Genomic DNA, 12846 nt, shown 5'->3' on the forward strand with positions numbered 1-12846 from the left:
GCCGCCTGCGCGGGCGATGTGATAGGGCGTCACATTTAGGACGTTTCCGCAGCTCCCGACACCCGGGGTTAACCAAACCGACGGGCGTGTCGGGAGGGAGGTTGGGGCGGAGGGGCGCGGCGCGCCGGAGGCATTCGGGCCTCGGGCGCGGGGTGTGGCCGCCGGTCCTCGTGGGCCTCGACCGCGAGGGGGGCGTTCGGCCTCGGTTGCGAGAGGGCTGGTTGCAGGTTGCGGCTGCCGGAGCGGGCGGTGTCCGACCGCGACGGGGGCGTTCGGCCTTGGTTGCGAGGGGGCTGCGGGGCGCGGCTGCCGCTCTTGGCGTGGCTTGACCCCGACGGCAGGCATTCGGCCTCGCTTGCGGGGTGGGCTGCGGGGTGCGGCTGCCGGTCCTGGCGGGGCCGACGCTTGACGGTAGGGCACGGCCGCGCCTGGGGACGGCGGCTGCGGGGCGCGGCTGCGATGTGCTGCGGCCCGATCCCCGAGCCGACCACAGGCACCGGGCCCCGCCTCGGACGCCCGCCCCGCCGCCTGACCCGGTGGCCCCCTCGGACCGACCGCAGGGGCCGGGCCTCACCCTCGAACGCCCGCCGCATCGCGGCCCGACCGGGCGGATCGCCGAGCCGACTGCGGCGCTTGGGTCCGGCCGGGTTCCCGGCGGGCCTTCCCGAGTGAGCCGGGCGTTCCCCGCGCCCGTTGCGCCTTTGGCTGCGTGGGCTGGACCGGGCTTGGTCGGAGTCGGTGGTGGGCCGCCGCCGGCGTGCGGGGCTCCGAGACTCGAAGCTCCCGACGAGACGGGTGTGTTGCTCACCGAACACCGGCCGGCAGCGAGGAGCCGAGGACGGTTCGGGGTTTTGGGAGGGGAGTTGGGGTTGGAAACCGGATCGCGGTGGGTGGTTGTGGGGTTCGGGCTTCGGTGACCTGCGGTTTTGTGGTGTCGGGGTGGAAAGTCGGGTGTCGAGTGCCGGTTTCGTGTGCTCCGGCCTCCTCAACGCCGGTGTGGAGACCGAAACTGCCAAGTCGGGTCGGCTTCCGGCGCCGCGACCTCGTAGAGGCCGTTGAGGTGACCGAAAGTGCCCAGTGGGGGTCGAAACCGGATCCGGAGGCGTTCGAAACGGCTTCCCTCCCCGCTGACCTGCGGTTTTCTCGCGCGCCGTGTCCACGGCACCTCACGCCGTCCGGTTTTGTGAACTCCCGCCCCCACGCGCCCACCGCACCTCGAAATGCCCTGCCCGACCCACCCGGGGAAGGCCCCCGGACGACTCAGACCCGACCACCCACCCGCTCCTCGCTGCCGGCCGGTTTCAGCCGAGCAACGCGCCCGTCTCGCCAGGAGCCGGAGTCTTGGAGCCCCGCACGCGGGCGGCGGCTCACGATCGACTCTGACCAGCCCCGGACCGGCCCACGCAACCAAAGGCGCAACGCCCGCCGAATGCACCTGGCCCACTCGAGAAGGCCCCCGGCGGACTCGACCGGAGTGCCCTCCCTGTGAGGTGGTCCGGATCTTCCGGACAGCGACTTCGTCAGGGGTGCAGGGACCGTGCAGGACCGTGACCACGCGGCCCGGCGACGCGCACTCACGCATCCCGACCTCGTCGGCCCGCGATTTCGCCGCGAACCGGCCGGGGACCGAACTCGTCGGCGACGTCATCCAAGTTCCGACCTGGGAGGAACTCCCTTACCGTGCTGTCGTCATCGACTCCTACATCGAGGGCTTCTGCAATCACCGACGATTCCAATCGAGCCTGAGCCATCGCACGCAGTTCGAAGCATGCGGGACCATGACAAGCCCAGACTCGCGACCTAAAAGGACCGCGAGTAAAAGGCGTCCGGAAGACGTGGGGTACCCCAGCTCGGCCGTCATCACGGGGAGTTGAGGCGGGGAGTCGGGCGCCGGGACTCGGGGCTGCCGAGCACCGGGCATCGAAGTCGACCGGTCGGAAGCCAGGCGGTGAGATTCAAGGCTTCCCGTGATATTCGGGCGCGACGATCGGGTTCGTGAAAGGCGGCTTTCGGGTCGTCTGAGGCGCGGTTGTCTTTCCCGAGGTGGGGTCGGTTGCGTGGTGGTTGCCGCGCCCAAAATAGTCGGTTGCTAGACGGTTGTCCGAGATGGTCGCTACCAAAATGGGCCTCAGGGATGGGTGCTCTCGAGGCGTTTGATTCAGTGATTGCTTATTTCAAGATGATTGGTGCCTGATTATATGCTCCGAATATTAATTCTGCTGACATGGGTGGTATTGAGATGATTGGCGGGACGATGATTTGGCTTGAGATGGATGCTCCGGAGGCCGTTGGCCTCGAGATGCTTGCGGGATGGATCGTTCTGGGCAAAAGCTTTTGGACCGGGTGCGATTCCTGAGAGCGTTGATGGGGCTCGATGGCTTATAGAGAGATGGGTTGAGACGAGAAAAGGGCGAGGGGGTTGATGCGTTGATCGATGAGCTGCCTCCGGCCGGGGGGATTGATCCGCCGCCGGTACGCGCCGTGTTGTTCGATCGGATCCACGGGGGATGGATCGGGCGATGCCTTGGCGCCCATGAGGCGAGGCAGGGATTGGGTTCCGGTTTGGCCGAGGATCGCAGTGACGCGGTTGATCGGGCGGTTTTGAGTCTGCGGGTTTTGGAGTCGTACGGGCCGGGGTTCACGAGTGCGCAGGTCGGCGGATTGTGGTTGCTTACCCTGCCGTTCCTGCGGGCCTTTGCGGCGGAGCAGGCCGCGTATCTGCGTTTGCTTGACGGGGATTTGCCCCCGACCACGGCAGGCGATGGGAGCGCGTCGGGTGAGGCGATGACGCGGGCCGACCTGTATGGCTATGTGGCGCCCGGGGATCCGAGGCGGGCGGCGCGGTTGGCTCGGAAGGATGCGGTGGTGTCGCATGCCGGGGAGGGGGTGTATGCCGCCATGTGGTGTGCTGCCCTTGCGGCGGCGGCCTTCACGGCTCGGGATGCGGCGCAGGCGGTCGGTGTTTCGTTGCGGCACGTTCCGGTGAAGTCGGAGGTGTCGCGGGTGGTTCGGGATGTGTTGGTTGCGTCTGCACGTGGGTGGGCCTGGGACCGAGTGGTCGCCGAGGTACGACGAGAGTTCGGCAGCGACGATCGGCACGACGCGTCGGGGAGCGCGGGGCTGATCGCGGCTGGGTTGTTGTGGGGAGGCGCCGACCCCGCTCGGCAGATTGGGCTGACGGTGCGCGGCGGGTGGGACGTTCATGGCACCGCGCCGTTGGTGGGCTCGATCGCAGGCGTGTTGCACGGTGCCGAGGCGGGGTGGCCGGAGGGGGTGGCGACTCGGGTCGAGACCGCGCTGCCCGGGGAAGGCATCTGCGCGCTGCGGCAGTTGGCGCGGCGGACTCTGGCGGTGAGCGGAACCGAGCTGCCCCTGCGGTGACGTTGGACCATGGGCTGGGTGCCTGCGGCGGCTGGACCATCGTCGGTGGCGGGGTGGCGGGTTCGTTTGCGGATTTGGATGCCGGCGCGCGTTGTGGTGGCTGGAGTGCGGGTCCTGGCGGGACCATTCGTACCGTGGCGACTGCTGACGACCGCTTCGGGAAGGCGTCGGTGTGCCGGCCGGGGTGGTTGCGCCGTGGCTTTCGGCCGTGGGCGGTGCGGGACTGCTTCCTGAGGTGACGGCCGGTGGGCGGATGCCGCTGGGGTTGGCGGCGGGCGTGGCTTGGTGGCCGATGCCGGCGCCTGGTCGGACGAACGGGCGCCGTAGGGGTTGTCCCCACCAACGTCTCTGTGCGCCGGGCGGGGTGGTTACTCCTCCGGGATTAGTGGGGGCTTCTTGACGTCGGGTGGAGTAACGCGGAGATCGGTCCTTGGCCGGACGAGTGGGGTGGGGTTGGGCGGAAGCCTTGGGGCATGGAGATTTTGGCGCGGGAACAGAGCGGCTCGGGGGCCGACCCGGGCGTGCCCGTACGGCCACGGCCGTCGCGGCGAGGGCGGTTGTGGGGGTTGCCGTGGGTTGTGGTGAGCGGATGGGTGTTGGTGGTGCTGGTGGCGGGGATGTTCGCCGCCAAGCTCGGTGACGTGCAGCGCAACGAGGCCGTGGACTATCTGCCCGCCAACGCCGAGTCCACCCAAGTGGCCCGGATCCAGGGCGGGTTGCCGGGCGGCGACGCCATGGACGTGCAGATCGTGTATCGCCGCGACGGCGGATTGACGCCCGCCGACCGGCAGTCGGCCGCCGCGGGGGTCGCCGACGTCGTGGCTCGCCATCCGCTCGTGGGTGGGTCGGTGCCGGCCGCGCAGGAGTCGGACGATCACACCACGCTGCGCTACGCGTTGTCCGTCGACCGTCGAGGCGCCGAACCGGACGACATCGTGCCGGACATCCGCACCCTCGTGGAGCGGCACCCCGACGGGCTCAGCGTGCGCGTCGGTGGGCCCGGCGGCGTCACGGCGGACATGCAGGAGGTGTTCTCGTCCATCGACGGGACGCTGATGCTCGCGAGCGTGCTCGTCGTCGCCGTATTGCTCATGCTGACCTACCGCAGCCCCTACCTCTGGATCGTGCCGCTCGTCTGCGCCGGAGTCGCGGTGGCCGTCGCGACGGCGACGGTGTACGGGTTGGTGCGGGCGTTCGGGATCACCGTCACCGGGCAGAGCTCCGGCGTGTTGACGGTGCTCGTGTTCGGGGCGGGCACCGACTACGCGCTGCTCCTGGTGGCCCGCTACCGCGAGGAACTACGTCTACACGAAAGGCCGTTGGTGGCCATGCTCGCCGCGCTGCGCGGCTGTGGGCCCGCCGTGCTGGCCTCGTCGGGGACGGTCGTGGTCGGGCTGCTCTGCCTCACCGCCGCCGATCTGAACAGCAGTCGGGGCATGGGGCCGGTCGGGGCGGTGGGCGTGGTGTGCGCGCTCGCGGTGATGACGACCCTGCTGCCGGCGATCCTCGTGTTGCTCGGGCGGCGGGTGTTCTGGCCGTTCGTGCCGGTGTTCGGGAGTACGCCGAAGCTGGGGCGCGGGGCCTACGCGCGGATCGGAACGGCGGTGTCCCGGCGGCCGATCGCCGTGCTCGTCGCGGGAGTGGTGCTGCTCGGGGCCGGGGCGTTGACCGCGTTCGCGCTGCCGGGCGCGTTGCGGCAGAGTGACGGCTTCACGAAGAAGCCCGAGTCGATCGTGGCCCAGGAGACGTTGAGCGCGGCCTTCCCGGAGCAGTCCGGTGCGCCGATCGCGGTGCTGGCGCGGAGCGAGCGGGCCGGGGACGTGCTGGCGGCGGTGGGCTCGACCGAGGGGGTCGAGCATGCGCGTCAGGGACGAACGGCCGGTGGGTGGACGGAGATCCTGGCCTTTGCGAAGGATCGACCCGAGTCGGCCGGGGAGCATGCCACGATCGAGCGTCTGCGTGCGGTACCGGATGCCCGGGTCGGCGGCCCCACCGCGCAGCAGATGGACACCGCACACACCACGGCCAGGGACCGCCGCGTCGTGGTGCCGCTCGTACTGCTCGCGGTATTGCTGGTGTTGATCTTGCTGTTGCGCAGCCTGGTGGCGCCGCTGATCCTGGTCGCCGCCGTCGGGTTGGTCTGGGCGGCGTCGCTGGGTCTGGGCGGGCTGGTCTTCGAGCACGGCTTCGGGTATGCGGGCGTGGATGCGCAAACGCCGCTGCTGACCTTCGTGTTCCTGGTCGCGCTCGGGGTGGACTACGGCATCTTCCTGATGCACCGCGTGCGGGAGATGGCGCTGCGCGGGGATTCGGTGCGGATCGCCGCGCCGGCGGCGCTGGAGACCACGGGCGGGGTGATCGCCTCGGCCGGCTTCGTGCTCGCGGCGACCTTCTCGGTCCTCGCCCTGCTGCCGCTGGTCTCCCTCGTGGAGCTCGGATTCGTGGTCGCGGTGGGGGTGTTGATCGATACGTTCCTGGTCCGGACGTTCCTGGTCACCGCGGCGAGCGTGGCGTTGGATCGGTGGATCTGGTGGCCCGGCCCGCTTTCCCGACGACCTGCGCGGGACACGACGGGGACCCGACCGCCGCAACCGCCCGTGTCGTCCCGGAAGATGGCGGTGTGACGACACGAACGAGGTGGGGTGGGGCGTCCGTCGCGGACGCCCTGCTCGCCGTCTTGTTGGCGGCGGGGGCGGTCGGCGCGGCGCAGGTATGGTCGGCGCAGCGGGCGCTGGACCCGGTCGGCGTGGCGCTGCTGGTCGGTGCCACGATTCCGCTCGCCTGGCGTCGGGTCCGGCCGGGGGCGGTGCTGGTGCTGACGTTCGCGCTCACCGTGCCCTACCACCACCGCGAATACCTGCACGAGAGCGCCGCGGTGCCGGCGTTGGTGGCGTTGGGGACATACGTGGCGTACGTGCGGCGCGGGGTGGCCGTCGTGGTCGGGGTGGCGGCGCTGACCGTCGCCGTCGTGGCGATGACCCTGGGCGGTACCGACGGGCCGAGCTGGCGTGATCGTTGCGGGATGGCGGGCTGGGTGGTCGCGGCGGTGATTGCGGGCCAGGCCTGGCGCAGCCACCACGACTACGTGAGCGCGATCATCGATCGGGCCGAGCGCGCCGAACGCACCCGGGACGAGGTGGCCCGGCGGCGGGTGGCCGAGGAACGCCTGCGGATCGCGCGGGACTTGCACGATCTGCTGGCGCACAGCATCACGCTGATCGGCGTCCAGGCGGGGGTCGCAGCGCACCTCGCCGCGCAGGAGCCGCCGGCCGACCGTACGGTCATGGTGGGCGCGTTGGACACGATCGCGCAGACCTGCCGCGACGCCCGCCACGAACTGCGGGCCACACTCGCGGTGTTGCGGGACGCCGAGGAGGTCGCGTCGTACGAGGCGGTGCCGGGCCTGGCCGGTCTGGACGGCCTGGTTCCGCTGGCGGGCGCGGCCCGCTCCGCCGGCATCGACGTCACCCTGACCGGACACGACGGCCCGACGCCCGCGCCCGAGGTGGGCGTCGCCGTGTACCGGATCGTGCAGGAGGCGCTGACGAACGTGGTCAAGCACTCGCAGGCGCACACGGCGCGGGTGGAACTAATCGCCGACGACGGCGAGTTGCGGGTGAGCGTGGTCGACGACGGCCGCGCGAACGGGGTCGGGGAGGGCGCCGGCTTCGGCATCCTCGGAATGACCGAACGGGCCCGCAGCGTCGGCGGCACATTGGTCGCGGGCCCCGCTCCCGAGGGCGGGTTCGCGGTCTCGGCGGTGTTGCCGATGGCACGGTCGGAGGACACGGGGTGAAGGCGACGCCGGTCCGCCGACTGCCCGGCCGCGCCGGCGCTGCCGGCCGTGCCGACCGCCCCGGCCGGCGGGTTTCGGATGGACGGGGGAGTGTGTGATGGGCGATACCTTGCGGGTGTTGCTGGCCGACGATCAGCATCTGGTGCGGTCGGCGTTCGCGATGTTGGTGTCCTCGGCGGCCGACATGGAGGTGGTCGGTGAGGCCGCCGACGGGCGGGCCGCGCTCGAACTCGCCCGGGAGTGCGGGCCCGACGTCGTGGTGATGGACATCCGGATGCCGATTCTGGACGGCATCGAGGCGACGCGGCTGATCGCGGCGGATCCGGAGTTGTCCCGGGTCCGGGTGTTGGTGTTGACGACCTACGAGGACGACGAGAACGTGCTGGCCGCGTTGCGGGCGGGTGCCGGCGGGTTCCTGGTCAAGGACACCCGCCCGGCCGAACTCCTGGCCGCCATCCGCACGATCGGCGCCGGCGAGGCGCTGCTGTCGCCAGGCCCGACCGCACGGTTGATCTCGCGCGTGTTGCGGATGCCGGCGACGGCGACCACGGGCACGCCGGGCTCGACTCGGGTGGCCGACCTGTCGGCGCGCGAACGCGAGGTGTTGACGCTGGTCGGACGAGGGCTGACGAACGCGGAGATCGGCACGCTGCTCGGGCTCAGCCCGCTGACCGCCAAGACGCACGTGAGCCGCATCATGGCCCGGCTCGGCGCCCGGGACCGGCCGCAACTGGTGGTCATCGCCTACGAGTCGGGGCTGATCGTTCCGGGGGACGACCTGTCGCCGACGTAGCGTTCGGCCACGGTGCGCAGTGGCCGCGACCGCCACCCCGACCCCGCCCGGCTCCACGCGCCCGCTCAGTCCTGGTACTCCGCCTCCGGCGCCGTCACACCCCCCGACTCCGGGATGTAGCGGCCCAGGTAGGTGTCGAACAACCGACGCCAGGTGCCGTCGTGCCGGATGCGTTCGAGGGACGCGTTGACGAAGCGGACCAAGTCCGGCTTCCCCTTGGCGATTTCGAGCCCGTAGGGCTCCCTCGTCAACTTGGGACCGACCATGCGGATGAAGCGGTCCTGGGCCTGGAGGCCGGCCATGACGGTGTCGTCGCCGACCGCCGCGTCGGCTTGGCCCTGCTGGATGCGGACGAGGCAGTCCGTCCAGTTGTCGCCGGTGACGTCGACCAGGCCCCGCGTGGCGTGTACCGCGTCGGCGGCGGTGGTGCCGCCGACCGTACACACCCGGGTCCCCGTCGGCAGGCCGGCGAGGCCCTTCGTGTGGTCGGCGCCCGCGGCCGGGGTGTCGTCGACGATCAGTACCCGCTGGCCCGACTCGTAGTAGATCGAGCTGAAGTCGACCACGGCCCGCCGGCGGCAGTTGACGGTGACGGACTTCGCCACCATGTCCACCGTGCCGTCCGCGACCGACTGTTCGCGGATGTTGTTCGGCACCACCCGAAAGCGCAGTCGGCTCGGGTCGTTGCCGCCGAACAGGTCCGCGGTGATCTCCCGCACCAGGTCGACGTCGAAACCCTTGAGCCGGTTGTGGTCGGTCACGTCGGCATAGCCGAACGGGTAGGCGCTCTGGTCGATCCCGACGATCAGGTAGCCCCGCTCCAGGATGCGGGTGAGCGAGCCGTCGGTGCGGTAGTCGGCCGCGCGGGGCGGGCCGGAGGCGGGCCGCAGACTCGCGGTGGGGTTCCCGCAGGCGGCGGGTGGTTCGGTGACGGTCCCGGGGGCGAACCCGGGTGCGGTCGCGCCGGCGTCGGGGAGTCCTGTGGGCGAGGCGGCGGGTGCGCCGGACGTCGTGGAGCGGGCGGACGTACAGGACGCCAGTGCCGCGAGCACGATCAGTACGACCGCCATCGACAGCGCGGACGTCGGCCGAATCGTGGCTCCCCGGCATCGCCGAAGCCGCATCCCCCGGGCGCCCCGGCGTCGCGGGTGCCGAGCCGCCGCGCGCGAAGCCCTCCCGTCGGGACGCCGAAGTCCCGTGAACGGTCGGGCCCGAAGTGGGCGGCGTGCCGTGCGGTGCGGTCGGACTGCGTGCCTGTACATGACGCGTCACCTCCCGGGGCGGTGTGCACGACACCGCTCGGCACGGCCGATGCTGCCTTGATCGAGACGCTACCCGGGCGAACTCGCGGGCTACCGGGGGTAATCCCCACGAATCGTGGAGACCGTACGCGGACGGCTCGGGAGGATCGACGCCGAGGCCGTCGGCGCGCGCGTCCGGCCACGCGCCGCAGAGCCCCGGACCCCCGGCCCGCCGGCAAGTGGGCCTCGCACTCCCGGCCTTTTGCCGCCGACCCTCGGACCCCTGGCCCCCGGACGCCGACCCTCAGACCCCAGGCCCCTCGGCCCCCGGACCGTCGGCCCCCAGGCTCCCCGTCAAGCAGCGTTGGATCTGCGGACCGAGCCAGTCGACCACCTCGGGATGCGTCATCGCCACGATCGGCGGCAGCCGCAGGACGTATCGGCACAGGGCGAGGCCGAGCACCTGCGTGGCGATCAGGCCGGCGCGCCGGGGGGCCTCGGCGGGGTTCGGGCAGGTGCGGAGCACGAGCGGGGCGAGCTGGTTCGCGAAGACCGCGCGCATACGCTCGGCGGCGTCGTCGTTCGTCACCCCGGTCCGCAGCAGGATCAGCATCGCCTCGTCCCCCTCCCACCGGTCGAGGAAGTGCGCCGAGAGCACCGCTCCGAGCTGTGGGCGCGGGACCGCATCGAGCGCGGGCAACCGCAGATCGACGTCCGCCGCAGCGGCGAACAACTTCTCCTTCGTGCCGAAGTACCGCATCACCATCGACGGATCGATCGCCGCATCCGAGGCGATCGCCCGAATCGTCGCCCGTTCGTAGCCGTCGGCGCCGAATCGTTCCCGGGCAGCGGCCAGGATCACGGCCTTGGTCTCGATGGACGACCTTCGCGGAGCACTCATGCCAACGATTGTAGGCCAACGCCTGTTGACTTACCGCCACGGGAGGGTCATGGTTATGCCAACAGTCGTTGGCCAACAAGCGTTGGCCTTCCGGCCCGGCTTTCGAGCCCCGCCTCCGATCCCAACCCCAGGAGCCCCCGATGAGCACCCGACTCCCCGCCACCACCGACGTCCTCGTCGTCGGCGCCGGCCCCGCCGGACTGACCCTCGCCCTGGCCCTCGCCGCCCAGGGCCGGGACGTCACCGTCGTCGACGCCCACACGGCCGCCGAGCAGACCTCGCGCGCCGCCGTCGTACACGCCCGCACCCTCGAGGTACTGGCCCCGCTCGCAGTCGCCGCCCCGCTCGTCGCGCAGGGCATCCCCGCGCCGACGTTCACCTTCCGCGATCGGGACCGCGTGGTGGTCCGGATCGACTTCACCGACCTGCCCACGCAGTACCCGTACTCGCTGATGGTCTCCCAGGCCACCACCGAGGCCACGCTCCTCGACCGCCTCACCGCACTCGGCGGCACCGTCCTGCGGCCGTACCGGGTGACCTCCCTCGACCAGGACCCCGACGGCGTGACCGCGACCTTCGAGAGCGGCGAACGTGTCCGCGCCGGCTGGGTGGTCGGCGCCGACGGCATGCACAGCACGGTGCGCGACCAGGCCGGAATCGGCTTCCAGGGCGGCACCTACGCCGAGTCGTTCGTCCTCGCCGACGTACGGCTGAGCGGCGCGGTCGCGGCCGACGAGGTGGTCCTGTACTTCGCCCCCGCCGGCCTCGTCGTGCTCGCCCCGCTCCCGGGCGGCCGGCACCGGATCGTCGCGCCGGTCGCCGACGCGCCGCACGAGCCGTCGGCGGCCTACGTTCAGGAACTCCTCGACGTACGCGGTTCGAAGACCGGCCGCGTGGTCGTCGAGGAAGTCGTCTGGGGCTCGCGCTTCCGCGTCCACCACCGGATCGCCGACGCCTACCGCGCGGGCCGGATCCTGCTCGCCGGGGACGCCGCCCACGTACACAGCCCGGCCGGCGGCCAGGGCATGAACGCCGGCATCCTCGACGCGGTGACCCTGGCCGAGGCGCTCGGCTCGGTACTCGACGGCGGCCCCACCACGGCCCTGGACACCTACGGCGCCACCCGTCGCCCGACCGCCGAACGCATCGTCAAGCTCGCCGACCGGATGACCCGGGTGGCCACCCTCACCCCGGCGCTGCGCCCCCTGCGCAACATCGTGCTGCGCACGCTCACCCGGATCCCCGCCGTGCGGCGTCGACTCGCCCTGCAACTCTCGGGCTTGACCTACCGCTGACCCCGCCGGGACCGGCCGCGCCGCGAAGCACGCCGCCACCGATCCCGGGCCCGCGCGATGCGGGACCCACCCCGGCCCCGCCGCTCAGACCCCCACCGGCCACAGCGCCGCGTCGCCCACCCCGGCCTCCGCGTCCGGAACCGGCGATGCCCCGACGTGCTCCCCGCCCGTCTGCTCCAGCGCCGCCGACAGGTCCGCCCACAGGTCCGCCTCGTGTTCCAGGCCGATCGACAGGCGGAGCAGGTGCGGGCCGATATCGCCTTCGGCGCGCGCCCCGTCGTCGATGACCCGGTGGGTCAGCGAAGCCGGGTGCTGGATCAGGGTGTCGACGCCGCCGAGGCTCACGGCGGGGGTGATCAGGCGGAGCGCGCCGACCAGCCGCATCGGGTCGCCGATCGGCTCGAAGGCCACCAGGGCGCCACCGATGCTGGGATAATGCACACGCGCCACCGCCGGGTGTGCGGCCAGTCGGGCGGCCAGCGCGGCGGCCGTCGCGGAGGCCCTGGCGACGCGGATCGGCAGGGTCGCGAGGCCGCGCAGCAGCAGGTAACCCGCCAGGGGGTGCAGCAACGCCCCGGTCGCGAAACGGATTTGCCGCAGCGCCTTGGCCCACTCCGGATCACAGGCCACCACACCGCCGAGCACGTCGCCGTGTCCGCCGAGGAACTTGGTCGCACTGTGCAGGACCAGACGGGCACCCGAGGACGCCGGCTGCTGCAAGACCGGCGTGGCGAACGTGTTGTCCACCAGCAGCGGTATCTCGCCTGCCTGCGCCGCGAGTTCGGCCAGATCGAGTTCGGCCAGCGTCGGATTGGCCGGTGTCTCGACCATGACCAGACCCGTGTCGGGCCGCAACGCCGCGGCCACGCCGTCCGGTTCGACCCAGGTGACCTCGGTGCCGAGCAGGCCGCCGGAGAGCAGGTGGTCGGTGGTGCCGTACAGCGGCCGGACCGCGACCACATGCCGTCGGCCCTGCGCGGCGGCGGCGAGCAGGCACGCGGTGACCGCCGCCATGCCGGTCGCGAACGCCACCGCGTCGGCGCAGCCCTCCAGTTCGGCGAGCGCCTGCTCGAAGCGGCGCACGGTCGGATTGGTCAGCCGACCGTAGATCGCCGAACCGTCGGGCAACTCGCCCTCCGCGTAGGCGTCCAGGGCGAGCGCCGCGGCCGGCAGGTCCGGCAGGGGATAGGTGGTCGACAGGTCGATCGGCACGGCGTGTACGCCCAGGGCGGCCAGGTCGTCGCGGCCGGCGTGTACCGCGCGGGTCTCGAACGTGTGCCGCGCGAGGGGTCCGGTGGGGGTGGAGCCGGCAGGGTCGGCGCCGGCGGGGGTGATGCCGGCGGGCGCGGTGTCGGTGCGGCCGGCGGCGGCGGGGGAGTCCGGTCGAAGGTCCATGGACGTCATCCTGGGGCGACCTCCGGAGAATCTGTCTGATCACC

At 71.8% G+C, this 12846-nt stretch carries 8 protein-coding genes; 5 read left to right on the forward strand and 3 right to left on the reverse strand.

Annotated elements, in window-relative coordinates; genetic code table 11:
• The first annotated feature begins 2394 nt into the window (after positions 1–2394).
• From ACH4XV_RS01660 to ACH4XV_RS01675, 4 genes are all read left to right on the forward strand, one after another.
• A complete protein-coding gene (locus tag ACH4XV_RS01660; RefSeq protein WP_395786069.1) occupies positions 2395–3381 on the forward strand; it encodes an ADP-ribosylglycohydrolase family protein in 987 nt (328 codons plus the stop codon).
• A 473-nt stretch (positions 3382–3854) separates the two neighbouring features.
• The gene (locus ACH4XV_RS01665; RefSeq protein WP_395786071.1) at positions 3855–6005 is read left to right on the forward strand and encodes an MMPL family transporter; all 2151 of its coding nucleotides are present in this window, start codon (positions 3855–3857) and stop codon (positions 6003–6005) included.
• Positions 6002–7177: a sensor histidine kinase gene (locus ACH4XV_RS01670; protein ID WP_395786072.1), complete on the forward strand. Its 1176-nt coding sequence runs from the start codon at positions 6002–6004 to the stop codon at positions 7175–7177. The genes ACH4XV_RS01665 and ACH4XV_RS01670 overlap by 4 nt, the downstream gene beginning before the upstream one ends.
• A 97-nt stretch (positions 7178–7274) precedes the next feature.
• Entirely contained in the window at positions 7275–7970 is a 696-nt protein-coding gene (locus tag ACH4XV_RS01675) for a response regulator (protein ID WP_395786074.1), read from the forward strand.
• Positions 7971–8035: 65 nt separating this feature from the next.
• On the opposite strand, the gene ACH4XV_RS01680 is transcribed toward ACH4XV_RS01675, so the two are convergent.
• Together ACH4XV_RS01680 and ACH4XV_RS01685 are read right to left on the reverse strand one after the other, a co-directional pair.
• Entirely contained in the window at positions 8036–9040 is a 1005-nt protein-coding gene (locus ACH4XV_RS01680; protein WP_395786076.1) for a transporter substrate-binding domain-containing protein, read from the reverse strand.
• A gap of 475 nt (positions 9041–9515) precedes the next feature.
• Entirely contained in the window at positions 9516–10112 is a 597-nt protein-coding gene (locus ACH4XV_RS01685) for a TetR family transcriptional regulator (RefSeq protein WP_395786078.1), read from the reverse strand.
• 140 nt (positions 10113–10252) lie between these two features.
• Between ACH4XV_RS01685 and ACH4XV_RS01690 the strand changes: the two genes are divergently transcribed.
• On the forward strand, positions 10253–11407 hold the full coding sequence (locus tag ACH4XV_RS01690; protein ID WP_395786080.1) for an FAD-dependent oxidoreductase: 1155 nt from the start codon (positions 10253–10255) through the stop codon (positions 11405–11407).
• A gap of 84 nt (positions 11408–11491) precedes the next feature.
• Here ACH4XV_RS01690 and ACH4XV_RS01695 read toward each other — a convergent pair whose 3' ends face one another.
• A complete protein-coding gene (locus ACH4XV_RS01695) occupies positions 11492–12802 on the reverse strand; it encodes a trans-sulfuration enzyme family protein (protein WP_395786082.1) in 1311 nt (436 codons plus the stop codon).
• Positions 12803–12846 lie beyond the last annotated feature (44 nt).

Origin of the sequence: Embleya sp. NPDC020630 (assembly GCF_044334985.1) — a bacterium.
Taxonomy (GTDB): domain Bacteria; phylum Actinomycetota; class Actinomycetes; order Streptomycetales; family Streptomycetaceae; genus Embleya.

What these genes read in the sequence shown, in the direction of transcription:
- ACH4XV_RS01685 (WP_395786078.1), bottom strand. Translation starts at nt 10,112, where the DNA reads ATGAGTGCTCCGCGAAGGTCGTCCATCGAGACCAAGGCCGTGATCCTG.
- ACH4XV_RS01665 (WP_395786071.1), top strand. Translation starts at nt 3,855, where the DNA reads ATGGAGATTTTGGCGCGGGAACAGAGCGGCTCGGGGGCCGACCCGGGC.
- ACH4XV_RS01690 (WP_395786080.1), top strand. Translation starts at nt 10,253, where the DNA reads ATGAGCACCCGACTCCCCGCCACCACCGACGTCCTCGTCGTCGGCGCC.
- ACH4XV_RS01695 (WP_395786082.1), bottom strand. Translation starts at nt 12,802, where the DNA reads ATGGACCTTCGACCGGACTCCCCCGCCGCCGCCGGCCGCACCGACACC.
- ACH4XV_RS01680 (WP_395786076.1), bottom strand. Translation starts at nt 9,040, where the DNA reads ATGGCGGTCGTACTGATCGTGCTCGCGGCACTGGCGTCCTGTACGTCC.
- ACH4XV_RS01675 (WP_395786074.1), top strand. Translation starts at nt 7,275, where the DNA reads ATGGGCGATACCTTGCGGGTGTTGCTGGCCGACGATCAGCATCTGGTG.